At 74.7% G+C, this 26,614-nt stretch carries 16 protein-coding genes and 1 pseudogene; 8 read left to right on the top strand and 9 right to left on the bottom strand.

Annotated features, from left to right (window positions below):
• Positions 1–153 precede the first annotated feature (153 nt).
• Both ACZ8ZB_RS01370 and ACZ8ZB_RS01375 read left to right on the top strand, forming a co-directional pair.
• Positions 154–1,461, top strand: a complete 1,308-nt coding sequence (locus ACZ8ZB_RS01370; RefSeq protein ID WP_470735877.1) for a phthiocerol/phthiodiolone dimycocerosyl transferase family protein — start codon at positions 154–156, stop codon at positions 1,459–1,461.
• A gap of 64 nt (positions 1,462–1,525) precedes the next feature.
• The gene (locus ACZ8ZB_RS01375; protein WP_470735878.1) at positions 1,526–2,044 is read left to right on the top strand and encodes an RNA polymerase sigma factor; all 519 of its coding nucleotides are present in this window, start codon (positions 1,526–1,528) and stop codon (positions 2,042–2,044) included.
• 92 nt (positions 2,045–2,136) lie between these two features.
• Here ACZ8ZB_RS01375 and ACZ8ZB_RS01380 read toward each other — a convergent pair whose 3' ends face one another.
• Positions 2,137–2,826: a PAS domain-containing protein gene (locus ACZ8ZB_RS01380; RefSeq protein ID WP_470735879.1), complete on the bottom strand. Its 690-nt coding sequence runs from the start codon at positions 2,824–2,826 to the stop codon at positions 2,137–2,139.
• Between the two features lie 681 nt (positions 2,827–3,507).
• Here ACZ8ZB_RS01380 and ACZ8ZB_RS01385 point away from each other — a divergent pair.
• Complete coding sequence (locus ACZ8ZB_RS01385; protein ID WP_470735880.1) at positions 3,508–4,776, top strand: helix-turn-helix domain-containing protein; 1,269 nt, start codon at positions 3,508–3,510, stop codon at positions 4,774–4,776.
• Between the two features lie 228 nt (positions 4,777–5,004).
• Here the strand turns inward: ACZ8ZB_RS01385 and gap are convergent, their stop codons facing one another.
• The 3 genes and pseudogenes from gap to ACZ8ZB_RS01400 form a co-directional block, all read right to left on the bottom strand.
• A complete protein-coding gene (gap, locus tag ACZ8ZB_RS01390; protein ID WP_470735881.1) occupies positions 5,005–6,003 on the bottom strand; it encodes a type I glyceraldehyde-3-phosphate dehydrogenase in 999 nt (332 codons plus the stop codon).
• A 96-nt stretch (positions 6,004–6,099) separates the two neighbouring features.
• A complete protein-coding gene (locus ACZ8ZB_RS01395) occupies positions 6,100–7,056 on the bottom strand; it encodes a GlxA family transcriptional regulator (protein ID WP_470735882.1) in 957 nt (318 codons plus the stop codon).
• 141 nt (positions 7,057–7,197) lie between these two features.
• Positions 7,198–7,459, bottom strand: a pseudogene (locus ACZ8ZB_RS01400) (helix-turn-helix domain-containing protein); the annotation flags it as partial.
• 264 nt (positions 7,460–7,723) lie between these two features.
• Here ACZ8ZB_RS01400 and ACZ8ZB_RS01405 point away from each other — a divergent pair.
• Positions 7,724–16,084 carry a type I polyketide synthase gene (locus tag ACZ8ZB_RS01405; RefSeq protein ID WP_470735883.1) on the top strand — a complete coding sequence of 2,787 codons (8,361 nt, stop codon included), beginning with the start codon at positions 7,724–7,726 and terminating at the stop codon, positions 16,082–16,084.
• Positions 16,085–16,741: 657 nt separating this feature from the next.
• Positions 16,742–18,094 (top strand): DUF5933 domain-containing protein, encoded by a 1,353-nt coding sequence (locus ACZ8ZB_RS01410; RefSeq protein WP_470741394.1) that lies wholly within the window; start codon positions 16,742–16,744, stop codon positions 18,092–18,094.
• A 210-nt stretch (positions 18,095–18,304) separates the two neighbouring features.
• Here ACZ8ZB_RS01410 and ACZ8ZB_RS01415 read toward each other — a convergent pair whose 3' ends face one another.
• The 4 genes from ACZ8ZB_RS01415 to ACZ8ZB_RS01430 form a co-directional block, all read right to left on the bottom strand.
• Positions 18,305–19,309: a MerR family transcriptional regulator gene (locus tag ACZ8ZB_RS01415; RefSeq protein ID WP_470735884.1), complete on the bottom strand. Its 1,005-nt coding sequence runs from the start codon at positions 19,307–19,309 to the stop codon at positions 18,305–18,307.
• A 3-nt stretch (positions 19,310–19,312) separates the two neighbouring features.
• Entirely contained in the window at positions 19,313–19,984 is a 672-nt protein-coding gene (locus ACZ8ZB_RS01420; protein ID WP_470735885.1) for a HEAT repeat domain-containing protein, read from the bottom strand.
• Between the two features lie 334 nt (positions 19,985–20,318).
• On the bottom strand, positions 20,319–20,915 hold the full coding sequence (locus tag ACZ8ZB_RS01425) for a hypothetical protein (RefSeq protein ID WP_470735886.1): 597 nt from the start codon (positions 20,913–20,915) through the stop codon (positions 20,319–20,321).
• Between the two features lie 214 nt (positions 20,916–21,129).
• Positions 21,130–21,561 (bottom strand): hypothetical protein, encoded by a 432-nt coding sequence (locus ACZ8ZB_RS01430; RefSeq protein WP_470735887.1) that lies wholly within the window; start codon positions 21,559–21,561, stop codon positions 21,130–21,132.
• Between ACZ8ZB_RS01430 and ACZ8ZB_RS01435 the strand changes: the two genes are divergently transcribed.
• Positions 21,545–21,709: a hypothetical protein gene (locus ACZ8ZB_RS01435; protein WP_470735888.1), complete on the top strand. Its 165-nt coding sequence runs from the start codon at positions 21,545–21,547 to the stop codon at positions 21,707–21,709. The genes ACZ8ZB_RS01430 and ACZ8ZB_RS01435 overlap by 17 nt on opposite strands.
• A 44-nt stretch (positions 21,710–21,753) precedes the next feature.
• Positions 21,754–22,095: a hypothetical protein gene (locus tag ACZ8ZB_RS01440; protein ID WP_470735889.1), complete on the top strand. Its 342-nt coding sequence runs from the start codon at positions 21,754–21,756 to the stop codon at positions 22,093–22,095.
• Between the two features lie 307 nt (positions 22,096–22,402).
• On the opposite strand, the gene ACZ8ZB_RS01445 is transcribed toward ACZ8ZB_RS01440, so the two are convergent.
• Positions 22,403–24,397, bottom strand: a complete 1,995-nt coding sequence (locus ACZ8ZB_RS01445) for a flavin monoamine oxidase family protein (protein ID WP_470735890.1) — start codon at positions 24,395–24,397, stop codon at positions 22,403–22,405.
• Between the two features lie 292 nt (positions 24,398–24,689).
• Here ACZ8ZB_RS01445 and ACZ8ZB_RS01450 point away from each other — a divergent pair, with 292 nt between their 5' ends.
• A complete protein-coding gene (locus ACZ8ZB_RS01450; protein WP_470735891.1) occupies positions 24,690–26,588 on the top strand; it encodes a CASTOR/POLLUX-related putative ion channel in 1,899 nt (632 codons plus the stop codon).
• Positions 26,589–26,614: the final 26 nt, after the last annotated feature.

Below are 26,614 nucleotides of genomic sequence, written 5' to 3' on the forward strand. Positions count from 1 at the left end.
ACGCGACTTCCCTTCACTCCGGGCTCTCGGCTGGATTCGGCGGCGTTCCGCCGTGCACTCTCGAAAGGCCCCCGACACCCGCGGAAAACCGCGGCGGAAGACCGAACCGGGCCGTGGAAACCCGAATCGAACGACGGAAAGAAGGCTGACGGCATGCATCGTGCGCTGTGTCCGGTCGAGACGCTCTATGTGGGCCAGAGGAGCAGGGCCGTTCTGTCCTGCGCCTTGCGCGGGCCCGTGGACGTCGCGGCGCTGTCGGCCGCGTTCGACGCCGTGACGGAGGCGAACCCGCCGCTGCGGTCCCGCATCGAACAGGACGGCGCGGGCCACGTCCTGCGCGTTCTCGGTGAGGCCGAGCGGCCCCGACTGGTCACCCGGACCGGCGGCGAGGAGGAGGCCTACGCGGCGGAGCTGAACAGGCCCCTCACGGTCGGCGGCCCGCTGAGCCGGGCCGTCCTGGTCAGCGCGCCGGACGGCGAGAGCCATCTGTTCGTGCTGGTGGTGGATCACACCGTCACCGACGGCCACAGCAGCATCGCGCTGCACAACGCGCTGTGGGACCGCTACCGGGCGCTGGTCGACGGGGACCCCACCGCCGGAGCCGGCGGTCCCGGCCTCCCGCGCCTGCCCGAGCCCGTCAGCCGGCTGCTGCCTCCGGCCGACGACGCCGACACGGCGAAGTACCTAGACGGCCGCCTCGAGGAGGCACGGCGGCACCCGGTCGAACTGGTGCCCTACGATGTGCGGCGCCCGCCCGCCACCGGCCCGGACGGGCACATCGAGGTCCGCAGGCTGACCCTGGATCCGGACCTCACCTCGCGGCTGCGCCGGACGGCGCGCGGCTCGGGCGTCTCCGTGCACGCCCTGATCGCCGCGACCCTGCTGGTCACCGCACGGCGGCGCCTGGACGGCGACGGGTCCCGCACCCTCGGCTGTCTCTCCCCCGTCGACCTGCGCTCCCGGCTCTCCCCTCCGCTGCCCGCCTCCGCCCCGGTGCCCGCGGTCACCACCCACCTGCAGACCCTGGGCGTGTCCGAGGCATCCGAGCCGCTGGAACTGGCGCGTGCCGTGCACGCCCGGCTGAGCGACTTCCTCTCCCGCGGCGACCACTTCCACGAGGTGCGCATCACGCCGGAGATCCCCCGCAACCCCGCTCTGCAGCTGGCCACGGTGATCGCCACCAACATGGGCGTCGTCCCCGGCCCGCGGCTGCCGGACGGACTGCGGGCGGTCGACGTGCGCCTGGTGCCGGCCCGCGAGCAGTACTTCCCGCAGGCGGGACGCAGCCCCGTCATGGCGTGCGTCGTCTCCTTCGAGGGCCGGCTCTCCATCGAGTTCCCGCACTTCACCGCCTGTTACAGCCCGTCCTTCATGCGGGCGTTCCGCGACGACGTGCGTGCCGGGCTCCTGCGCTTCGCGACCGCGGCGGAGCCCGGGCGCGCCCGTGCCGTCACGGGCTGAGCACCGCCCCTTCGCCCTTCCCGTCCCCCGCCCGTCCGGCTGCCGTGAGGAACCCCTGTCCGACATGACCACCGTCAGCGAACTCCCCTCTCCCCTGACGCTGCTCCCCCGAGCCCAGGCGGGCGACGAGCACGCGATGAACCACCTGCTCACCGGCATCACGCCCTATGTCGCGCGCATCTGCCGGTCCATCACCCACGACGACGGCGCCGACGCCACGCAGGAGGCGCTGCTCGCCGTCTACCGCGGACTGGGTTCCCTGCGCGAACCGGCGGCGTTCTACGGCTGGGTGCGCTCGGTGACGGTCCGCGAGGCCCTCCGCACCGCCAGACGTTACGGCGCGGAGCGCTGCTGTTCGCAGGTGGAGGCGCGGCAGGAGGTGAACCCGCTGGACGCGGTGCACATCAGCGACGTGCTGGAGAGGCTGTCCCGGGCGCACCGGCAGGTCCTCACCCTGCGCGCCTACGGGCTCAACGAGGAGGAGATGGCCGAGGTGCTCGCCCTGCCCGTGGGCACGGTCCGCTCCCGTCTCTTCCGTGCCCGCCGTCGGTTCCAGGAGGCGTGGCAGCCCTCGGCGGCGTGAGGGGCGCCTCGGGGCCGGGCCCGTACGGAGGCGGCCGTGACGGTGACTCCCCGTCACGGCCGCCGCCCGGGCCCGGCGGGCCCCGCCGCGCGCTACCGCACGCGGTCCGGGAGGACGCGCGGAGGCCACTGGCCCGCGGCGAACATCCCGAGCGCGTGCGCCCGCGCCACCAGGGCGGGCCGGTTGGGCGCCTCGAAGCGCCGCAGCATCTGCCCGACGCGGTACTCGATCCCCTGACGGCTCAGATAGAGACGGGAGGCCAGCTGCACCGTGGACTCGCCACTCGCCACACCTTCCAGGACCTGCGCGTCGAGGGCGCTGAGCACGGGTCCGCCGGAAACCGCGCCTTCGGCCCGGCGCAGGAAAACGACGACGCCGACGATCTCGCCCGAAGGTTTCCCGACGGCGACTCCGGTGACTTCCGCCAGGAAATTCCGGCCGTCGCCGTCCCGGCCCGTCACCCTTTCCTCGAATCGCCGACGACGCCCTGAGGAAAGCGCGGCGAACTGTTCCCGCAGCCGCGCGGGAACGGGTGAACGGAGCAGGTCGAGAAGACCGTGCCCGCATATCTCGTCGGCGCCCAGGCCGAATTGGCGGGCGAATTCGGGTTCCGCGGCCGTGATGACCAGGTCCCCGGGGGACGCGTGGGCCGTGCAGACACCCGTCGGGACGGCGCCGCCCGGTGCGTCGCTCCCGGCCGGGTCGCGGCGGGCGGGGACAGCCGGAGCGGCGGCTCTCTTCTTCTTGCGGGGCGAGGCGTCGGGGAAACTCGTGGTCGCCACGGACGTACCGTCCTTCTTCCTACGCGTGGGGGGCTGGGAAGGGTGAGCGGACGCGGAGCGGACCGGTGCGCCGCGCCGGGGTGCCGACGGGCGTCCGGTGACGGCGCGCCACCTCGTCGGTGGCCGGGCCGGGTGTCCGCGTCGTCCCGGGCCGGCCGGCGGCGGGCGCCGGACTCCCGGGGCGGTCAGGGCGAGCGGAGCGGGCAGCACCGGGGCGGCCGGCGTCCGACTGACGCGGATAACGTTGTCAGGGCCATTCGATCTCGGTGTCCGATGCCGGCGGGAAGCCATCGGGTGGACCGGCGGGCCGTACGTCCGGCCTTCGCGAGGAGCCCGGTCGAAAGCTGCGCAGCACGAAAACCTCCACATGACGAAGACGGGATCTCATCGAGGGGGCGCCTTTGAGACTAAGGGTCGGCAACCCCTGCGGCAAGGGTTTGCCAAGTGACCTCGACGACCTGTCAAATGCCTTGCATCCGGGCCGTTTTCGGGCAGCGTGAGGACCGACCCAAACACTCCCCGCGAAGCCGGGGAACGCCTCGGCGACGGCCGGTTGACCTGCGCTTAACGGCTTGTCGCCCCTTGCCGCGCTCCATAGAGTGTGGGCGGCCCGCGTGCCCGACCGGGCAGGCGGGGACCGCGGACACCCTGCTGATCGCGCCACGGAACCAGAGGGGGGAGATGCTTCAGCAGCCGCTTTTCGGCCGCCGGTTGAAGAGGCTCCGGCTGGCACGGGGCCTGAGCCAGGCCGGCCTCGTCGGTGACGGCATGTCGACGGGATACCTGTCACGCCTGGAGTCCGGTGAACGGCGCCCCACCGAACGCGCCGTGTCCTACCTCGCCGGCCGGCTCGGCGTCGACACGTCCGCCCTGACCGGTCCGTCGGACGGCAGGTCCCTGACCGGGGTGCTGGCCGCCGTGGCCTCGGCGCCGCCCGGCACGGACGACACGGCGGCTCTCAGCCGCGCGGTCGAGGAGGACGCGGGCGAGGATCCCGCCGCCCGCTGGCAGGCCCTGTGGCTGCTGAGCCGCGCCGCCGGCCGTGACGGCGACTACGGGCTGGAGCGCGCGCGGTTGCTGGAACTCATCGACCTGAGCGACCTGTTGGAGGCACCGGAGCTCCGGGTCCGGTCGCGCGTCCAATACGCCCGCTGCACCCGCGCCCTGGGCGACATGCGCACGGCCGGACCGGTGGCCGTGGAGGCGCTGTCCGTCGCCCGCGCCGCGGAGCTGTGCGTGTCCGACACGCTGGCCGCCCTGATGGTGCTGATCAGCGTCGAGACGGAGCTCGGCAACCTGGAGACGGCCGGCCGGCACGTCGCCGAACTGGAGCGGGATCTGCTGCCCCGGGCCACAGCCGTCCAGGCGGCCGAGGCGTTGTGGACGGCCGCCGTGGTCAGCAACCGTCAGGGCGACGACGCGACCGCCCGGGCCAGGCTGGACACGGCCCTGGGCCTGCTGGAGGGCAAGGACGACCTGACGCTGTGGACCCGGTTGCGGGCCGCCGCCGCCGCCGCGGCGCTGCAGATGTCACCGCCCCGGGTGGCCGCCGCCGGGCGCTGGCTGGACGAGGCCGCCTCCGTCCTCGGCCTGATCGGAACCCCTCTGCAGCTCCAGGAGCTGCGAGCGCTCCAGGCCCATCTCGCCTTCCACCAGGGCCGGCTGGACGACGCCCGGGCCCTCAGCCGGGCCCTGCTCACCGGGGAGGATCTGCGCCTCTCCTACCGTGACCGGGTGCGGCTGTCGGTCCTCGACGGCAGGCTGATGATCCTGGGGGGCCACGTGGACGAGGGCATCGCCGCCCTGCAACGGCTCGGGCGGCAGGCGACGGAGTCCCGGAACCTCGACCTGGCGGCCCACATCTGGCAGGCCCTGGCCACCACTCTGGCCGACGTCCGCTCCCCCGGGGCACGGACGGGGACACCGGAGCGGGGCGGCTCCGGCCTCTGAACGCCCCGCGCGCGTGCGGCGGTCCGCTTCGGCCGGGTGTCGCCCCGAAGGCCGCGTACGAGGAGGACGCGGTCCCGGTCGAGCGCGACGGGAACGGCGAGGGGGTCTCCGGCGTCCCCGCGCGGTCCGGCGTCGCCACCCGGCTCGGACGGGCCGGCGCTCGGCCCGGCCACGGGGTCCTGGACGCCGGGGCGGTCGCCGGAGGAGGGGCACCGTCCCGGCGTCCGGTCAGCGGGCGGCGAGCAGTTCGAGCGTGTCGATCACGCGGTTCGAGAAGCCCCACTCGTTGTCGTACCACGCGACCACCTTGACGTGGCGGCCGTCGACGCGGGTGAGGGCCGAGTCGAAGATCGACGAGGCGGGATTGCCCGTGATGTCGGACGACACCAGCGGGTCGTCCGAGTACTCGAGGACGCCGGCGAGCGGCCCCTGCGCCGCGGCGCGGTAGGCCGCCAGCACGTCGTCGCGCGTCACGTCGCGGGCGACGGTCGTGTTGAGCTCGACGATCGAGCCCACCGGCACCGGTACGCGGATCGAGTCGCCCGACAGCTTGCCGTCGAGGTTCGGCAGCACCAGGCCGATCGCCTTGGCGGCGCCGGTCGTGGTCGGCACGATGTTGACGCCGGCGGCCCGGGCGCGACGGGCGTCGCGGTGCGGACCGTCCTGCAGGTTCTGCTCCTGCGTGTAGGCGTGCACCGTCGTCATGAACCCGTGCTCGATGCCGGCGAGTTCGTCGAGGACCGCGGCCAGCGGCGCGAGCGCGTTGGTGGTGCAGGAGGCGTTCGAGACGATCGTGTGCGCGGCCGGGTCGTAGGCGTCGGTGTTGACCCCGAACGCGAGCGTGACGTCGGCGCCGTCCGACGGCGCGCTCACGAGCACCTTCCTCGCTCCCGCGTCGAGGTGGGCGCGGGCGGCCTCGGCCGAGGTGAAGCGGCCGGTGGCCTCCAGGACGATGTCGACCCCGAGCTCGGCCCACGGCAGCTGCGCCGGTTCGCGCTCGGCCAGCACCGTGATCCGGCGGCCGTCGACGACGAGGGCGTCCCCGTCGACGGTCACCGGACGCCCGAGCCGGCCGGCCGTGCTGTCGTAGGCGAGCAGCCGGGCGAGCGTGGCGGGCTCCGTCAGGTCGTTGACGGCGACGATCTCGAGGACGCTGTCGCGTTCGAGCAGTGCGCGCAGCACATTGCGTCCGATGCGGCCGAATCCGTTGATGGCGATGCGAGTCATGAGTGGTGTCCCTTCCCTTCGCCACCAGGCTCGCCCGCGGCTCGCCCTGCGGACAGTGGCGTGATCGCCAGGGTTCGAAAGGATCGCGCCACGGTGTCATTCGCCGCGGGTGAAGGTGCGCCGGTACTCGCTCGGCGTGGTGCCGAGGACGCGCTGGAAGTGCAGGCGCAGGTTCGCGCCGGTGCCGAGGCCGACGTCGGCGGCGATCTGTTCGACGCTGCGCTGCGACCGCTCGAGCAGTTCGCGGGCCAGGTCGATACGGGCGCGCATCACCCATTGCATCGGCGTGTAGCCGGTCTCCTCGACGAAGCGTCGGGAGAAGGTGCGCGGCGAGACCCCGGCCTGCCGCGCCAGCGTGTCGAGGGTGAGGGGTTCGCCGAGCCGGTGCAGGGCCCACTCGCGGGTGGCGCCGAAGCGCTCGCCGAGCGGTTCGGGGACGCTGCGCGGCACGTACTGGGCCTGGCCGCCGCTGCGGTAGGGGGCCGCGACCAGGCGGCGGGCCGCGTGGTTGGACGCGGCCACCCCGAGGTCGCCGCGCAGGATGTGCAGGCACAGGTCGATGCCGGAGGCGGCGCCGGCCGAGGTGAGCACGCTGCCCTCGTCGACGAACAGCACGTTCTCGTCGACCTGGACGAGCGGATGCCTGACCGCGAGCGCCCGCGTGTAGTGCCAGTGCGTCGTGGCGCGCCTGCCGTCGAGCAGGCCCGTGGCGGCGAGCGCGAAGGCCCCCGTCGAGATGGCGGCGAGCCGCGCACCCCGGGCGTGGGCGGCGATCAGTGCGTCGACGACGGGCCGCGGCGGGTCGTCACGGTCCGGGAACCGGTAGCCGGGGACGAAGACGATGTCGGCCCACGCGAGCGCGTCGAGGCCGTGGGCCACGTGGTACGCGAGGCCGTCGCCCCCGGTCACGGGACCGGGGGCCGCCCCGCACACCCGTACCTCGTAGGGCATGCTCGCGCGGGTCGTGAAGACCTGGGCGGGAATTCCGACGTCGAGCGGCTTCGCGCCTTCGAGCACGAGGACGGCGACGCGATGCAGGCGGGAGGCTGGCATGGGAGAGAGGCTACGGGGGGCGTCATGACGGCCGTGCCGGCGCTGCGTCGGGCGTGCGGCCGGCGGCCCGCCGCCTCCTGGGAGGCGTGGTCCGTCTCCGTGATCCGCCGTACGGCTGTCGTGCTTCGGCCCTGGGCTGTCCGGGTGCGGCGGCGGGCGCGGGGCAGAGCTCCGCGAGCTTGTCCAGCAGCCGTGCGTACGCCTCGCGCTCCGGGCCGCGCGGCTCGGTCGTCTTCTTGAGCGACTCCCAGCCGGACACCGTCGCCCGGCGCACCTTCAGTGCGCCGGCCACATCGTCCGGTGTCGGTCCGTGGGCCTGACGCAGCCGCTTGCGCTCCTCCGCGGGCGGCAGCGGAGCACGGGAGGCGACCAGTGCGTCGACCGCGTCGAACAACTCGGACATGGAGCGCCTCCTGCCCGACACCCCATCCCCACGCCGTACGGACATCGCGCATTCACCGTACGCATGGCGTACGGAACGCGCGATCCGCTCTCATTCGGCCCTCGGCCGCCCCCAGCCGCCCGGTTCGACGAGCCGCGCGTCCGAAAACCGCCCCCCCCTCGTGCTCCGGCCGTGCCGGTACCGTGCGGCGGCGTCGCCGCAGAGGGAACCGGGCGGACCGCGCCGCCATCCTCCCCCAGAAGCACGAGGAGAGGGTTCGAACGAGTGGGCACAGAGACGGACATCATCAGGCCGCTGCCGGAGTCGCTCCGGGAGCACGCCCGGCGCCTCGGGGAGAAGGCCGCCTTCCAGGACCGCCGTACCCGGCGGTCCTACCGGGACCTGGAACGCAGGACCAGGCGACTGGCCGGCCACCTGGCGGGGCTCGGCCTGGCGCGGGGCGAACGGGTGGCCGTCCTGCTCGGCAACCGCGTCGAGGCGGTCGAGAGCCTGCTCGCCGTCACCCGGGCGAGCGGGGTGGGCGTGCCGCTGGATCCCGGGAGTCCGGGGGCGGAGGTGGCCCGTCTGCTGGACGACTGCGGCGCGCGCGTGCTCATCACCGACGAGGCCCGGCTGACGCGTGGGCGGGAGCTGCCGGCCCGTCCCGGGCTGACCGTGGTGGTGGCCGAGGGGGGTGAGGAGGACGGGGACGCTCCGCCGCCCGGGGGCTTCGGAGCGCAGGCGGACGGGGCCGGGGCGGCGGGCGGCGCCCTGCGGTACGAGGAGCTGGCGTGCACGGACCCGGCCACGCCCGCCCGGGACGATCTCGGACTGGACGAGACGGCATGGCTGCTCTACACCTCCGGGTCCTCCGGCGCCCCCAAGGGAGTGCTGTCCACCCAGCGCAACCGCCTCGCGCCGGTCGCGGCGGGCCTCGTCGGCGTCCTCGGTCTGTCGGAACGGGACCGGCTGCTGTGGCCGTTACCCCTCCACCACGCCATGAGTCAGGTGGTCTGCGTCCTCGGAGTGACCGTGACCGGGGCGAGCGCCGTGCTCCCGCCCCGGTTCTCGGTGGCGGAGGTGCTCGGCGAGCTGCGTCGTACGGACACTCCTTACACCCTCCTCGGCGGGGTCCCGACGACGTACTCGGCCCTGCTCGACGCGGTGCGGAGCGAGGAGGGCGACGGGGACGGCGGCGGGCTCGGGGCGCCCGCGCTGCGCGGCTGCATCAGCGCGGGCGCCCCGGCGGGGTCCGGGTTCCGGAGGTCCTTCGAGGCGGTCTGCCGGGTCCCCTACCTGGAGCACTACGGCAGTACCGAGGCGGGCCCGGTCACCATGGCGGCACCGGGCGGCACGTCGGTGGCCGGGTCGTGCGGCCGGGTGCTGCCCGGCACCCGGGTCCGGGTCGGCGGCGGCGCGGACGGGCAGGACGCCGGCGAGGGCGAGTTGTGGGTGAGCGGGCCCGGAGTCATGGCCGGCTACCACGGCAGGCCGGAGGCCACCGCCGAGGTGTTGCGCGACGGCTGGTTCCGCACCGACGACCTGGCCAGGATCGAGGCCTCCGGCGAGCTCGTGATCACCGGCCGGGCGAGTGAGCTGATCATCCGGGGCGGGGCGAACATCCACCCCTCGGAGGTGGAGGCGGTGCTGCGAGGGCTGCCCGGGGTGGCGGACGCCGCCGTGGCCGGACGCCCGCACCCGGTCTTCGGCGAGGTGCCGGTCGGCTACCTGGTCCCCGAGCCGGGCAGCGGTGCGCTGGACAGGGCGGCGGTCCTCGCCGCCTGTCGTGCGGAACTGTCCGCTTTCAAGGTGCCCGCCGAGCTGTACGAGGTGGAGGGCATACCCCGTACCGCCTCCGGGAAGGTGCGGCGGCACGCCCTCGCCGGCCTGCCCGCGCGGACGCCGGGCACGGGGACGGCCGGGGAGCCCGCGGCGGACCTGCTGGCCCTGGTGCGCGGCGAGGCGGCGGCCGTGCTCGGCTGTACGGCGGAGGCGGTGGAGCCCGGAACGGCGCTCCGCGATCTGGGCATGGACTCGCTGACGGCGACGGTACTGCGGGAACGGCTTTCGGCGGCGACCGGCCTCCCCCTCTCCGAGGCCGTCGCCTTCGACTTCCCCACGGCCGCCGCGCTCGCCGCCCACCTCCGTTCGCGGAGCACCGCCGCACCGCCGGGCCCCGGGCTCGCGCACCGGGGCGCGGCCCGGTCGGACGACGACCCGGTGGTGATCGTGGGAATGGCCTGCCGCTATCCCGGGGGCGTGACCTCCCCCGAGGAGCTGTGGCGGCTGGTGGCCGACGGGACGGACGCCATCGGTCCGTTCCCCGCCGACCGGGGCTGGGACACGGAGGCGCTGTACGACCCGGACCCCGGGCGGCCGGGCCGGACGTATGTGCGTGAGGGCGGCTTCCTCTCCGGTGTGGACCGCTTCGACCCCGGCTTCTTCGGCATCTCCCCCCGTGAGGCCTTGGCCATGGACCCGCAGCACCGGCTGCTGCTCGAGGTGGCGTGGGAGGCCTTCGAGCACGCCGGCCTCGTCCCCCGCACCCTGCGCGGCACGTCGGCCGGGGTGTACGTCGGGCTGATGTACAGCGACTACGCCGGCCGCCTCACGGAGGTGCCCGAGCACGTCGAGGGCTACCTCGGCCTCGGCAGCGCCGGAAGCGTCGCCTCGGGCCGCATCGCCTACACCTTCGGCCTGGAGGGCCCGGCCGTCACGGTGGACACGGCGTGCTCGTCCTCCCTGGTGGCCCTGCACCTGGCGGCCCAGGCGCTGCGCCGGGGCGAGTGTTCCTTCGCGCTGGCCGGCGGGGTCACGGTGATGTCGGGGCCCTCGTCGTTCGTGGAGTTCAGCCGGCAGCGGGCGCTGGCCCCGGACGGCCGCTGCAAGGCGTTCGGCGCGTCCGCCGACGGCACGGGATGGGCCGAGGGCGCCGGCATGCTGTTGCTGAGCCGGCTGTCCGAGGCGCGCCGCGCCGGGCTTCCGGTGCTGGCCGTGGTGCGTGGCTCGGCGGTGAACCAGGACGGGGCGAGCAACGGGCTGACGGCACCGCACGGCCCGGCGCAGCAGCGGGCGATCCGGCAGGCCCTCGCGGACGCGGGGCTGGCCCCCGGGGACATCGACGCGGTGGAGGCGCACGGCACCGGCACCCGGCTGGGCGACGTCATCGAGGCGGAGGCGTTCCTGGCGACGTACGGGAGCCAGCCGCGGGAGCGTCCGCTCCGGCTGGGCTCGGTGAAGTCGAACATCGGCCACACCCAGGCCGCCGCCGGGGTGGCGGGTGTGATCAAGACGGTGCAGGCGATGGCGCACGGTGTGCTGCCGCGTACGCTGCACGCCGACGAACCGACCGGACGGGTCGACTGGTCCTCGGGGCGGCTGGCGCTGCTGACCCGGGAGGTGGAGTGGCCGCGGACGGACCGCCCGCGCCGGGCGGGGGTCTCCTCCTTCGGCATCAGCGGCACCAACGCCCATGTGGTGCTGGAGGAGCCCCCGGTGGACCGGGACGTCCCGCCGCCGGTTCCGGTGCCGGCGTCCGCGGCCGTTCCGGTGTCGGCGAGGAGCGGGCCGGGGCTGCGGGCCCAGGCGCGGCGGCTGTACGACCGGGTGGCCGCCGACCCGGACGCGGCCCCGGCGGACATCGGGTACTCGCTCGCCACCACCCGCGCGGCCTTCGAGCACCGGGCCGTGGTGGTGGCCCGGGACCGTGCGGAACTGCTCGCCTCCCTGCGGGCGGTGGCGGAGGGCGGGAGCCGGCCCCGGGTGCGGACGGGCACGTCCCGCCGCCAGGGCCCGCTGGCCCTGCTCTTCACCGGTCAGGGCAGCCAACGGGCGGGCATGGGACGTGAGCTGTACGAGTCCCGGGAGCTGCATCCGAGCTTCGCCCGGTCGTTCGACGAGAGCTGCTCCCTGCTCGATCCGCTGCTGCCGGTGCCGCTGCGGGACGTCGTGTTCGCCGGCCCCGACACGGAGACGGGCGCGCTCCTGCACACGACCCGGTTCGCGCAGCCGGCGCTCTTCGCCCTGGAGACGGCCCTGTTCCGGCTGCTCGAGGCCTGGGGTGTGCGCCCTGACCTGGTGGCCGGACACTCGGTGGGCGAGGTGACCGCGGCGCACGTCGCCGGGGTGCTGTCCCTCGCGGACGCCTGCGCCCTGGTGGCGGCCCGGGGCCGGCTGATGGACGCGCTGCCCGCGGGAGGCGCGATGGCCGCCGTGGCAGCCGGCGCGGACGAGGTGACCGACGTGACCGCCCGGCTCGCCGGGACGGGGCGCACGGTGGAGATCGCCGCCGTCAACGGGCCCGCCTCGGTGGTCGTGTCCGGGGACGAGGCCGCGGTGCGGGAGACCGTCGCGCACTTCCGGGAGCGGGGCCGGTCCGCGACGCCCCTGCGGGTGAGCCATGCCTTCCACTCCGCGCGGATGGAACCCGTGCTGACCGACTTCGCGGACGCGGTGCGGGGCCTCTCCTTCGCCGCGCCGCGGATTCCCCTGGTGAGCGCCGTGTCCGGCCGGGCCGCCACCGAGGAGGAGCTGAGTTCACCGGAGTTCTGGGTGAGGCATGTCCGCCGCCCGGTCCGCTTCGCCGATTCGGTGGCGTACCTCCGGGACCGGGGCGCGGCACACTATGTCGAGCTGGGGCCGGACGGGGTGCTCACCGGTCTGGTCCGAAGCTGCCTCGCCGCGACCGGAACGGCCCCGGCGGGCCCGGGAACGGACGGAGCGCCCGCCGGCGGACGGACCCCGGGGCCGCTGGTCCTGCCGACCCTGCGCAAGGCGCGGCCGGAGGCGGACGCCCTGCTCGGCACCGTGGCCGCGCTGCACGCCCACGGCGTGCCCGTCGACTGGCCGGCCGTCTTCGCCGGGCGCGGCGGACGGCGCGTCGCCCTGCCCACGTACGCCTTCCAGCGCCGCCGGTACTGGCTGGACGCCACCCCGCGGCACCGGACCGCTCCCCCATCGGGCGCCCCGGCCCATCCGCTGCTGTCGTCCCGCACCGTGACGGCCGACGACGACGGGCTGTTGCTGAGCGGGCTGCTCTCGGTGCGCGACCAGCCCTGGCTGGCCGACCACGTGGTGGCGGGGACGGTACTGCTGCCGGCGGCCGCCTTCGTGGAGATGGCCCTGCACGCCGGTGAGTCGGCGGGCACCCCTGTCCTGGACGAACTCGCCCTGACCGTGCCGCTGTCGCTGTCCGCGGACGGCACGGTCGAGCTGCAGGCGAAGGTGTCGGCGCCGGACGGCGCCGGAGGCCGGACCGTGCTCTTCCATGCCCGGCCGCACGCCCCGGCGGGTGACCTGCCCTGGCAGCGGCACGCGTCCGGGACGCTCGTGCCGGACCGGCCGGCGGACCGCGGAGCGGCCGTGACCGGGGCCACGCTCTGGCCGCCGCCGGGCGCGGTGCCGCTGCACGCCGGCGGCCCGGATGCCGGCCCCTACGAGCGGCTGGCCGAAAGCGGGCTGGGTTACGGCCCCGCCTTCCGGGGCCTGCGCGCCGCCTGGCGGCTCGGGGAGGAGCTGTACGCCGAGGTCGAGCTGCCCGAGGCCGCCGGGGCTCCGCTGCCGGACGCGGGCGTCCCGGGGTTCGCCCTGCATCCGGCGCTGCTGGACGCGGCGCTGCACGCCCTGGCGCTCGACGGGCAGGCGGCGGGCCGTGCCGGGAAGAGCGGGACGGACGGTGACGGGGTCCTCCTGCCGTTCGCCTTCGGCGGGGTGCGCCTGCACACGGCCGGCGCGCGGCGGTTGCGGGTGCGGATCGCTCCCGGGCCGGACGGGCGGACCGGGGTGGAGCTGACCGACGCGGCGGGCACGCCGGTGGCCGTGGTGCGTTCGCTGACGCTCCGGCCCCTCCCGGAAGCCGGAGCGGGCGCGGCGGGGCCGGCCGCCGGGCTCCACCGGATGGACTGGGTGCCGCTGCCCGAGCCGCCCGTGTTCCCGGCGGCGCCCCCGTGGGGCGTCCTGGGCACGGCGGGCACACGGGCGGTGGACGTGCTCGCGCCCCGGGGCTCCGGCGTTCCGGTGTACCCCGGCCCGGCGGCGGACGGCGCGCCGCCGGCCGTCCTCGTCGCGCCGTGCCCGCCACCGCCCAGGACGGCCGGCGGCGCGCAGGATCCGGCGGCGCGGACACGGTGGGCGGCGAGCTGGGCGCTGAAGCTGGTACGGCAGTGGCTCGCCGAGCCCCGCACGGCGGACTCCCGCCTCGTTCTCGTCACCTCCGGTGCCGTCCTCCCGGACGAGGGTGATCCGGTCGACGGCGGCACCGGTTCCGGGGATTCCGGCACATCCGCCGGATGCTCTTCCTTACCGGCCCACGCGCCGGTGTGGGGGCTGGTCCGCTCGGCCCTGCGGGAGAATCCGGGCCGGTTCGCCCTGGTCGACATGGACGACCATCCCGACTCCGTGCGCCTCCTGTCCGCCCTGCTGGCCGCCGCGGCACCGGAGACCGTCGTACGACGGGGAACCGCGTACGTGCCGAAGCTCGTCCGGGTCACCGGGGCGACACGGGAGCGGCGGTCCCTGCGGCTCGATCCGGAGGGCACCGTCCTGGTCACCGGCGGTACCGGTGCCCTGGGCATGCTGGTGGCACGGCACCTGGTCACCGCCCATGGCGTCCGGCGTCTGCTGCTCGCCGGCCGGCGCGGACCGGACGCGCCGGGGGTGGACGAACTCGTCGCGGAACTGGGCGAGTCGGGTGCCGAGGTGACCGTCCGGGCGTGCGACGTCGCGGACCGGACGGCGCTCGCCGCCCTGCTCGGCTCGGTGCCGGCGGACCGTCCGCTGACCGGCGTGGTGCACACCGCGGGGGTGCTGGACGACGGCATCGTCCCGGCGCTCACCGCCGGCCGCCTGGAGCGGGTGCTGCGGCCCAAGGCGGACGCCGCTCTCGCCCTGCACGAGCTGACCCGGGGGTACGACCTGGCGATGTTCGCGCTGTTCTCCTCGGTGGCGGGCACCTTCGGCTCCGCCGGTCAGGCCAACTACGCGGCCGCCAACTGCGTGCTGGACGCCCTGGCACGGCACCGGAGACGGCTCGGTCTGCCCGGTACGTCGATCGCCTGGGGTCCCTGGCGGCAGAGCGAGGGCATGACGGCGCACCTCACCGACACGGACCTGCGGCGGATGGCCCGCTCGGGATTCGGCCCGCTCGAGGCGGACGAGGGCCTGGCCCTCTTCGACGCCGCCGTGTCCGGTGACGATCCGGTGGTGGTGGCGGCCCGCCTCGGCCCGGCCGCCCTGAGCGGCGGCGATCCGGCGGCGGGCCGGTCCCGGCCGTCCGTCCCCGTCACGCCGGGGACGGACGGCGGGAGCGGGGCCCTGTTCGGCCGACGGCTGGCGGCCGCTTCCCCGGCCGAGCGGGGCGGGCTGCTGCTCACGGAGGTGCGGGCCCTGGCGGCCTCGGTACTGGGCCACCCGGAGGGGACGGCCGCGATCGACGGGGACGACCTGCTGGCGGACCTGGGGCTCGACTCCCTGGCCGCGGTCGACCTGCGCAACCTGCTCGCGACGTCGACGGGGCTGACGCTGCCGCCCACGCTGCTGTTCGACTTCCCGACCCCGCGCGCGGTCGCCACCGAGCTGGCGGAGCGGTACGCCCGGAAGGCGGCTCCCGAGGACGGCGCCGGCGCTCCCGGCGAATTCGGCGCCCCCGAACGGCCGGATGCCGTCGGCCGCCCGGGCGGATCCGGCCGGACGGCGGACAACGGCGTTCCCGGCGGCCCTGGGGCGGCCGTTCCTCCGCGGGCCCCGGCCGGGGACGCACCGGACACCAGAGGCGCTTCGGATTCCCTGAGTGCGCTCTTCCGCGCCGCCTGCGGCCGGGGGCGGACCTGGGACGGCCTGGCGCTGCTCACCATCGCCGCACGCCTGCGTCCGGTCTTCGACAGCGCCGGGGCGCCCGGTGCGGCGCGGGGTCCCGTCCTGCTCGCACCGGGCGGCGCGGGGCCCCGGCTGATCTGCTTCCCCGCCCTCAGTGCGCTCTCGGGACCCCAGGAGTACGCGCGTTTCGGCGCCGGACTGCGGGACCTGCTGCCGGTCTCGGCGGTGCGGCACCCGGGGTTCGGGCCCGGGGAGGCGCTGCCGGCCACGCTGGACGCCCTCGTCACCGCCCAGGCCGCCGCCGTCCGCGCCGCCGCGGGTGACGGACCGCCGGTCCTGCTGGGCCGCTCGGCCGGTGGCTGGGTGGCCCAGGCCGTGGCCGAGCGGCTGGAGGCCGAAGGCTCCGCCCCGCTCGCCGTCGTCCTGGTGGACACCCATCCCAGCAATGACGACCCCGGGCAGGCGCTCTCCGCGATGACGTCGGACATGCTGCGCCGGGCGGCGGAGTTCCTCCCGGCGGACCCGGACCGGCTCACCGCCATGGCCGGTTACTTCGACCTCTTCACCGGCTGGAAGCCCTCACGGCTCGTCTCCCCCACCCTCTTCGTACGGGCCCGGGACCCGCTGACCGGCGCGGGGCCCGCCCCGGTCTGGGGTCTGCCGCACACCGAAGTCACCGTGCCGGGGGATCACTTCACCGTACTGGAGGAGCATGCCCGCACCACTGCGCTCGCGGTCCACCGCTGGCTGGCCGATCCGGGCCGGCGGACCCCCGACGCCTCGCACCGGCAAGGGGTATCCGACGGTCCGCTGACGCGGAAGGAGGCCGGCTGACGCACAGTGCGCGGCGGCGGCGCGGGGCGGTGGTGGCCCGGCCGCGGTGCGACCGCTCCTCGCACCGGCCGTCCGCCGTGTCGGTTCCCCCTCCCGCACGGTCCGGGAAGCGGCGGCGCTTGTGCGCCCTCATGGCTATTGACCTGCTCGGATTCGCTGTGCTTCCCTCGGCGTGGCGGGGGCCTGGGGGCACGGGCGGCATGCCACGGGGGCGGATCGAGAGGGCGTGAGGCCCCTCGGGGCTTGGGGGGACGCGGTGGGAGCGCTGACGAAGCGGCCGGGCCTGCCCCGGCAGCGGGCTGCACGAGGCCGGCGCTCCCCGCACGACGGCCTCGTCACCGGGTCCCGGCCGGTCCCCCGTGCGTCCGCCGAACGGGCTCCCCGGCACCGCCGGAGCCGTCGGCGGGACCGCCGGGACTACGCCCCGCACCGGAGCCGGCGGACGACGCGCGGGTCGAGGGCGAACGCGCCGGAACCCGGACCGCCTTCTCCCCGTCTTGCTCCGACGGGCCGCCCCGCGCGCGGGGGAAGCGGCTCCGGCCGGAAGGCGACGCGCGGAACCCGCCCTGACATGACCGACATCTAACGAAGCAGCCAAAAGTGAGACACATACCACCGCAGAACTTTCCGCGAACGAACCGGAGAACCTCGTTCTCCCTGGGCCGTCGGCCGCGGACCGCCCTTTGGACCGCGGCGGGTGCCGTGACCCTCGGGTTCCTCGTCGCGCTGGAGTTCGCCGCGCGTCACTACGGCCTGCCGGGGCCGCTCACCAACCAGGTGCGGGAGGTCGTGTACGCCCCCAAGTCGGGCGGCCTGCTGTACGCCGCCATGGCGTTGATGATGGTGGTGCTCACCTGGCGGGAACGGTTCGTCGCGGTGGGCACGGCGATCGGTGTCGACGTCGCCTTCCTGGTGGTCCGGTGGGCGCTCGACGCCGACACGGCCGGCGGCCACCCCTTCGGCAACGGCGCCCTCTGGGTGATCCTGGGCGGGGCGGTCGTCGCCGTCACCCGTCGCACCGGCCGGGAACGGGTGCTGCTCCTGAAGGGCGTCGGGCTGGCCCTGCTGCTGGTGGCCGGCCGCAAGACCGGTGACACCTGGCTGCTCATCACCTCGAAGACCCGCCTGACGGTGCTCGACCAGTACGTGGCCACCGCCGATCACGCGCTGGGCAACCCGTCGTGGCTGGCGGGCCGGATCGTGACGGCCACCGGTCCCGTCGGCTTCAACTTCCTCGACTTCGTCTACGGCAATCTCGCGGTGGCCGCGGTCATCGCCGCGCTGTACCAACTGCGCCACGTGGCGGTCGAGCGCCGCTTCCCGCGCCACCACCTGGTGCGCACGTTCCTGGTGATCGGCCTCGTCGGGCCGGCCTTCTACATGATCTTCCCGGTGGTCGGGCCGATCTTCGCCTACGGCACGGGTGCCGAGCACTGGGCGGACGTCAGTCTGTGGGCGCCGGACATGCCGCCCAGCGAGCCCTGGGCCGTGGCCGATCTGTGGCCGCGGACGCTGCCGCCGGCCGACACCCCGCACCCCATGCCGTTCGACGGGATCACCCCGCGGAACTGCATGCCCAGCCTGCACACGGCGTGGGCCACCGCGATCTTCATCCACACCCGGAAGGGCCCCCGCGTCCTCCGGTTCGCGGGAACGTTCTGGCTGGTCGCCACGCTCGCCGCGACGCTGGGATTCGGTTACCACTACGGCGCGGACCTCATCGCCGGCGTGGTGTTCACGCTCACGATCGAGGCGGCCCTGCGCTCGTTCGACCGGGGCTGGGACCGATCGGGGATCCTGCTGGTCGCCTACGGCACGACGGTCTTCGCCGCGTTTCTGCTGTCCTACCGGTTCCTGCCGCTGGCGATGGCCGAGCGTCCCTGGCTGGCCGGGCCGCTGCTCGTGCTGGCGACGGCCTCGGTGATCTACGGCTACGTACGGACCACCGCGTCGTGGGAGCCGAGGACCGCACCGGCGCGGCAACAGGAACCGCAACCCGAACCGATCTGAGGCGTGCCGCACCGGCCTGCCGGCCGCACCCCGCCCCGAAGCCGCCGTGGCCCGCACGGGCCGGTCCCCGGCACGGCCGCGCCCCGCACCGGCGCTGCGGCGGGGAACGCCGGTGCGGGGCGCGTGCGCACTCCCCCCGCCCCGGGCGGGGGCGCCTCGCCCTCCCGGTCGCACAAGCCGTGTCGCGTACGCGGCTGCGGGAGGGATCCGTCATCGTGCGTCGCGCAACCGGAGAAGGTACGTCGCGGTCAGCGCGACGGCACGATCCCCCTCACCCGACAGCCGTACGAGGGCACGTGACGCCGTGGTTCCCGGGATGTCCGCCAGCGCCTGGGTCAGCCGCAGGCGTGCGGGCGCTTCGGTGCCGTCGTGGGCGAGGCGGTCGACGAGCCCGGCGGCGATCCGCTCCGCCGTCGCGGGGTCGCCCGCCAGCACGCTCAGCGCATCGGCCGCATCGGTGTCGTTCCTCCCCTCCGCGATCATGTCGATGAGCGTGGGGACCGTGTCGGCCGCTCCACGTGTCCCGAGCGCCAGGGCCGCGTACCGCCGGACCACGACATCAGGGTGTGCGAGGGCGTCCCGCAGCCGGGCGGCGGCCTCGTCACCGGGCATTTCGGTGAGGGACCGGGCGGCACGTTCACGCACTGCGGCCACCGGTGAGTCCAGGCCTTCCGCCAGCAGTGCCGTGCCGTCGTCGCCGGACCGCGCCAGCGCCCACCGAAGGGCTCCCGCGACATTGGGCTCCGTCTCGCACAGCACCGCCTCGACCAGGGCCTCCACCGGTACCGGGACCTCGTCGGCCGAGGAGAGGGCCGCACTCTGGCGCGCGCCGGCGCTCTTCGACCCGAGTGCCTGAAGGAGTGCGACGCTCCGGAGGACGTCCTCCCAGTCGGCGGGTTCCGCGGCGTCGATCCGGCGGAGCCGCGTGAGCAGCTCTTTCTCGGCCGCGATGCGTTCACGCGTCCGGAGGATGAGGTCGTCGACGAGCGCCGAGGGCGTGAAGCCCGGTTCGTCGAGCACGCGTCCGATCTCACGCAGCGACAGTCCCAGCGATCGCAGGCTCTCGACATGGAAGATCCGCCGGATGTCCTCACCGGAGTACTCCCGGTAACCGGATCCCGTACGGCCCGAAGGCCGCACCAGACCGAGCGACTCGTAGTGTCTGAGCATGCGGGCACTGACCCCGGACCGTCGCGCCACCTCACCGATCAACACGCCCTATCGTCCCTCCTGACCGGATCCGCCGAGGGCCACGACGCGCTTCGCCTCCTCGATCGCGAACCCGGATCCGGCGTCCGGGTCGCGCAGCAGCCGTTCGGTGACGAGCGCGTGCGCGCGCACGCGCCCGTCGGAGGAGGTCGTCGCGGCGCGCAGGGCCGGCAGAACGGCATCGCCCAGCGCGACCAGCGCCCGGCTGAGACTCAGCTGCGTCTCCCTTCCGCCGCGCCCGAGTTGACTCGTCAGCATCGCGGCCAGCCCGGACTCCCCACCCTCCGGCACGAGCACGACCGCGGCCCGCCAGGCGCTCCGCGCCACCTCGTCGTCGGCGTCGGACAGGAGCTCCCGTGTGATCGCCGGCCATGCCCGCCGGTCCCCGATCTTGGACAGCGTGTGCAGCGCCTGGCTCCGTGCCCGCGCACGCTCCGAGCGGACTTCTCGGAGCAGGACGGGGAGCGTCATGGACACGGGATGGCGGGTGAGCGCCCAGGTCAGCATGTCGCGGACGAAGAACTCGGGTTCGAGCGCGCATCGTTCGACGAGCTTGTCGACGAAGCACGGCGCCGGCGTCGTACCGGCCGCCAGAGCGGCCCGCAAGCGCACGGACGAACGACCGTCCCCCAGCCCCTGGAGCACTCGTACCGCATCCGTGTCCTGTCCCGTCGTGGTCATCGCGGCCACCTCCTTGGCAAGCAGTGAAGGCCTTGTCACCGTGTCAAGGTCAAACGGACCGCTGCACGATCACCACTCGCCTGCCGTGTGCCGGCAGAGCACCGCCGGGCACCGCATCGGCGAGCCCCCACCATGATGCGCGGCCTGAGCACCCGTCGCGACGGGATTCCCGCCCTCGCCCACGGGGTGGTGACCGCGCGGACCGGCCCCGCGGCCGCCGTCGAGCGGCAGCGCGGGGCCGGACGACGACCGTGGTGACGTGAGGGCGTCGGGGAGCGGTGCGGCGGCGGGGTCTTCGTGGGGGCCGGCGCCGCAGCAGCGCGGGAGGACGTGCTCAGCGCGTGCAGTACCAGTCGGAGGCCGACGGCATGTGCGAGGACATCGAGCGGACCCGCCGCCACATGCCCTGAGGATGCTCGGCGTGTCGCTGCTGTTCGCCGTGCAGGGCACCGAGCACCACGAGGCAGCCGGTCAGCGCCGGTACCGCCCACTGCGCGTAAGTGAGGCGGCGCTGGGCCTTGTCGGTGTCGATGGGGTGCTTGGCCGCCTTCTCGACGTCCTCGGGGTCGTCCGAAGAGGCCAGCTCCACCTGCTTGCCGAGGACGCGGGAGTAGGCGGTGGCGGCCAGTGCCGCACCGGTGACGACGGTCTTGGCGAGCGTGGCGGCGGCCGCGCCCTGCTGGGTGGCGACACGAGGGGCGTCCGCGGCCAGCATGCCGCCGCTGCCGAACAGATGGACGCCGATGGCCACGGCGTTGACCGGCGTCCACTTCGCCCAGCCGGACGAGGAGATCCGGGCGGTGGCCGTCCGTGTCCCGCCCTCGGACTCGGCGGCGCCGTTGAGGCCGACGGCGCCCATCAGCGAACCACCGAACCACGCCGCCAGCCCCAGATCGTGCAGACTCCGCATGAGGGTGTTGCGTTCGGACATCGAGGACTCCTTCGCACGGAGGTGAACAGGTGGAGCGGCCGAGCACCGGCCGTGTCCACCCTCACCCGCGGACGGACCGGGCGCCATCGCACGTGGTGCGAACGGGTGACTCCCGGCGGGCCGGCCGGTCCAGCGGCCGGCGTCGAGGCGCTGCGCCGTGCGGTCGGGGCGGCTCCGCGGGGAAACGCCGGTGTGCCGGTTCCGGTCCGGTCCGTCATGGACCCTGCGGACCGGGGAGGGCCTCGTCACCGCCAAGACCCGCGTGCTCCAGCAGGAGCCCGAGGTCGCTCTCCTTCACCCGGGTGACCCCTTGCGGGTGCTTGTTGGACAGGGCGTGCAGCGGGACGGGGTCACGGTGCAGCCTGCGGGTCGCCGCCGGGTCCAGCGTCGCCGTGAAGCGCCACGGCTGGCGCGGGTTGCCGGCCACCTCGTACGGCTCGCCCTCGATGCGGGCCACCGCGGCGATTTCCCGCAGCGGCGCGGCGAAGTAGATCCACAGGCGGTCGCCGGGGGCCGTGCGACGCCACCTGGACAGGCACCACTCCCGGCGGGGCGCGGTCTCGGCGAGTTCCAGCATGCGGTCCTTGCTCGAGGAGCCGCCGTCCGAGGCGGTGTCCGCGGGTTTCACGATGAACAGCCAGTCCACGGGTGCTCCTCCGTTCCTGCGCGTCCCCACCGTGCCGTACCCGGTGGAGCTCTCCTGTGTGCTGCCCGGTACGGGAGCCGCCATGCCCGGCCGCGGGCCCGCCCTCACCGGGGCCGGGGCGGCGGCGGCCGGACGCCGGTCCCCGTAAGCTGACCGGCGCCCCGCGGCGAAGGGGCGCGGAGGAGGTGGGTCATGGGGGTCGCGTCGATCGGCGTACGGCTCGTCGCCGAGGTCTTCGAGGACGCGGGCGAGGGGTTCGTGTACTCCTGGCTGGTGCCCGACGACGGACGGTGCGGCTGGATGCTGTTCACCCCGGCGGAACGGCTCTTCCGGGAGTGCGACGAGACGGGAGCCGTCCCGGAGGACGGCATGGAGGTCTGCTTCGCGCTCCCCGGGGACGAGTCGGTGCGCAGGCACGCCCGGTGGGAGGGCAGCCGGGAGTGGCGGGTGATGGTGGCGGCGGCCCACGGCGTCTGGAAGAGGTTCCAGGAGCACGGGGAGCCGCCGCAGCAGGCCCACCGCACCTTTCACTAGGGCGCGTCCGGCACACCGGTGCGGAGGGTGCTCGCCTGCTCGTGGGCGGTCGCCGCCCGGGCGTCCTTCACGTCGAAGGTCCTCGAAGGCCCGCGGGCGCCTCGCATGTCCCGCGGAGCCTTGCCCAGGGCGTCGTGGCGACGGTCCGGCCGAGCCGCGGAGCGGGCCGCGGCACCGCCGCGCGGTCGAAGCAGGCCGCAAAGACCCTGTCGTGATCGCTGAACGCCCTGTCCGAGACCGGAACCCCTTCCCACGTCCGGCAGACGCCCGCCCGGCCGGGCGGGCGCGCGACCCGCGCGCGGCCGGCTCATGCCGTGTGGATCTCCAAGGCGGCACGCACGGCGGACTCCACGGCCCCTTCGATCCACGCCGGTTTGACGGACGTGTGGTCCCCGGCGAAGTGCAACGGTCCTTCGCGCACGGGGATGGCGGGCAGCAACTCCGTGTGCTGCCCGGGCAGGAGCACGGACGCCTCCCCGTAGGCGTAGGGGTCGCGCAGCCAGCTCTGCGTGCGGCCCGCGCCGGTGTAGAAGACCTCGATGCGCCGGCCGTAGACCTCCTGGAGGCCGCACAAGGCGTGCGGGTACCGCGCCTCGTCGTCCAGCGAGTCCCAGCGCAGGGCGTCGTCCGCCCAGCTGTAGGACGCCAGGACCACTCCCCCCGCGCTGCCGGCGACCGGATGGGAGGGGTGGAACATGAACCGGTTGGCGTTGTCCGACACCGATCCGCCCCCCACGACGTCGACCGCCTCCGGCTGGTCGCGCACCAGCGCGCGGCGGGCGGCGTAATGGGTGCGCTGGCCCGCCGGGATGTGCCCGGCGGGCACCGAGGGATGGGCGCCGAGCAGGCTGCCGTCCGCGGCGGCGCGGCCGGTGCGGTAGGCGTCGTACAGGCCCGGCTCGACGGCGTTCAGCTCGCGCTTCCAGTCGGCCTCGCCGAACTCCCACCAGCGGCGGCTGAACTCCAGCAGCACCTTGGTCGCGCTGTCGTAGTGCAGTTCGCAGACGGCGCGGCGCTTGCCGTACGACAGGGGCGGCTGGATCTGCACATGGCGCAGCCCGGAGAACGGGACCGTCACCACGGCGACGTCCGCGGTGAACTGCTCGCGTACGACAGGTCCGTCGCGGCCCTCGGACACGGTGTCCACCCACACCCGCGGGCCTTTGTCCCGGACGTGCTCGGTGTCCGGCGACGGGCGGTCGGGGTGGTGGTACTCGATGCGCGTGACACGGCGGTCGAACCGCACCTCCTTGCGCACGCGTTCCAGCAGGGCGTCCGGCAGTACGGCCGTGCCGCCCTCCAGTTCGTAGAAGGGCGTGTCGGGGCTGATGAGGGAGGAGCCGATGAAGCTGTGGATGAAGGACAGGGGGAGGCGGGAGGTGAGGTTCTCCAGGGTGCCGATCAGGTCGACGGTCCGCTCGTCGAAGCCGGCGTGCTCGGTCAGGAAACGGAACATCGACCAGTCACCGAACCGCTGCACCACACGGGCCCAGCCCCGCAACTGCTCGGGGAGCGGCTTGCCGACCCGCTTGCCGTCGCGGTCGACGCGACTGAACTCGTCGCGCACCGGGTCCAGCGCGGAGCGCAGGATGGCGGCGGCGGGGGTGTCCCAGTGGGCCCGGGGGACGCCGAAGGACCGGTTCACGCGCCGGGGCGCGCGGGCGTAGTCGGCGCGCCGCACGCGGATGCCGTTGACGTGGATCCAGGTGCGGTGGGCGGGGCGCCCCTCGGTGTCGACGTCGACGTAGTGGAAGCGCCGCTTCTTCAGGTCGAACCGGTCGATCAGCTCCATCACCAGGGGATGGCTGCCGGGGATGCGCATCGCACCCGCCTCGGCGTACTGACGGGGGTCGGCGAAGGGCTGTGCGGCGCCTTCGTGGCCGCCGGTGCGGAAGGTCTTGACGCGTCCGCCCGCGCGGTTGCCGTTGGCCTCCAGCACCGTCACCCGGTGACCGGCCTTCTTCAGCAGCCAGGCGGCCACCAGCCCGGCCGGTCCGGCGCCGATGACCAGGACGTCCCTGGGGCGGGTCCGCCGGTGGGCCGGCAGCCCCTCCCGGAGGACGCGCCGGTAACGCGGGACGAGGGGACGGTCGTCGGAGTCCAGGACGAGCAGTGCGCGGGCGACGGCGAGGCACCGGTCGAAGTCGGGGCCGCGGCTTCCGCCCGGGGCGGCCGGCGCGGGCAGGGCCGCGGCGGCACCGCCGGTCAGGGCCGTCGCCACCGTGGCCGTGCCGGCCGCCGCCGCGAAGCTCCTCCGGGAGAAGCCGCCGTCCGAGCGCACCACCGCATGATCTTCAGTCATGGCGGTCTTTGTACTGGCGGCCGTGACCGGGCGTCCGCCTTTCGCTCCGCGGTTGACCCGAAGGAGCGAAAACGGCGGCGGGCCTTGACGGTGCGGCGGGGCCGCCGGCGCGGACGGCGCGGGGAACCCGAAGGAATGAATGCAGGACGACTCCACGGTGCCGTCGCGATCGTTCCCGCACACTGCCGGATGCGTATCCACATCCGTGCTCTCCGGCGGGCTCGCGCGGCGCATCGCGTACGCGGCGGCGCCCCGGACCGACCAGGAGCACGGGACGACCGAGGGGGGAAGGGTGGCGCAGCCGCGCACTCGGTTCGGCGACAGGGCCCGTTACTGGTTCGACAGCACGCTGACCCGCGGTGCCTCCGCCCTCGTCGGCTGGATGGCGCTGCTGTGTCTGGCCGTCGTCGTCCCGGCCAGTGCGGTGCTGGTGTGGACCGACCCCGAGGCGCCGGCGTCCCTGACGGACCGTTTCGCGCAGGTGTGGCGCCTGACCGGGGAGACACTGCGACTGGGCGGTTCGACGGGGACGCCGCTGCGCGTGACGATGTCGCTGCTGCTCGCGCTGGTCGCCCTGCTGTACGTCTCGACCCTCGTCGGTCTGATCACGACGGCGCTGACGGAGCGGCTCACCGCGTTGCGCCGGGGGCGTTCCACGGTGCTCGAACAAGGGCACGCCGTGGTCCTGGGATGGTCGGAGCAGGTCTTCACGGTGGTGGGCGAGCTGGTGGCCGCCCATGCCAACCAGCGGCGGGCGGCGGTGGCCGTGCTGGCCGACCGGGACAAGACCGCCATGGAGGAGGCCCTGAGCACGAAGGTGGGTCCCGTCGGCCGTACGCGGCTGATCTGCCGCAGCGGCCCCACCACCGACCCGGCCGTGCTCGGCCTGACCAGCCCGCAGACGGCCGGTGTCGTACTGGTGATGCCGCAGGACGAGCCCGACGCCGACGCCGAGGTGGTCAAGACCCTGCTGGCGCTCAGGGCGGCCCTGCCCGGGCAGGCCGCCCTTCCGCCCGTCGTCGCCGCCGTCCGGGACGACCGCTACCGGCTGGCCGCCCGTCTCGCCGCCGGACCGGGCGGCGTCGTCCTGGAGAGCGACACCGTCACCGCCCGGCTGATCGTCCAGGCCGCGCGGCGCCCCGGACTCTCCCTCGTCCACCAGGAACTCCTCGACTTCGCCGGCGACGAGTTCTACCTGGTCGCCGAGCCGGCCCTGGCCGGCCGGCCGTTCGGCGACGCGCTGCTGTCCTACCCGACGTCGAGCGTCGTCGGGGTGGTGCGCTCGGGCGCCCCCCTGCTCAACCCCCCGGGGCGGACCCCCCTCACCGCGGACGACCTGCTCATCGTCGTCTCCCGTGACGACGACACGGCCTGGCGCGGTGACTGCGCGCAGTGGGTCGAGGAGGGGGTGATGGCGTCCGGGCCGCCGACACCCGTGCGGGCGGAACGGATCCTCCTGCTGGGCTGGAACCGCCGGGCGCCGCTCATGATCGACCAGTTGCGCCGCCGCGCCCGGCCCGGATCCGCCGTCGACGTGGTGGCGGACGGTGACGAGGCGACGGTCCGGCAGGTGGACGAGGCCGGCGCGGACGGCGGTACCGGCCTGACCCTGACCCTGCACCGGGGGGACGTCACCCGCCCCGAGACCCTGCGGCGTCTGGACGTCCACTCCTACGACAGCGTGATCGTGCTCGGCCAGGACCCCGTTCCCGGACAACCGTCGGACGACCCGGACAACCGCACCCTCGTCACCCTCCTGCTGCTGCGCCGGCTGGAGGAGGACACCGGGCGCGAACTGCCGGTCGTCACCGAACTGATCGACGACCGCAACCGGGCGCTGGCCCCCATCGGTCCCGGAGCCGACGTGATCATCAGCGGCAAGCTCATCGGCCTGCTCATGGCGCAGATCTCCCAGAACCGTCATCTGGCGGCGGTGTTCGAGGAACTGTTCTCCGCCGACGGCGCCGGGGTCCGGCTGCGGCCGGCCACCGACTACGTACTGCCCGGGTGCGAGACGTCCTTCGCCACGGTCGTGGCCGCGGCACGTCACCGCGGCGAATGCGCCATCGGCTACCGAAGTCACGACGACTCCTCGACGTCTCCCGGCCACGGCGTGCGGATCAATCCGCCCAAAGCCGAGCGGCGCCGGTGGACGGCCGCGGACGAGGTGGTCGTCATCGGCGAGGAGTGAGGGGCCGTTCCGCCCGGCTGCTTCAG

It is taken from the genome of Streptomyces sp. 12E (assembly GCF_055633275.1).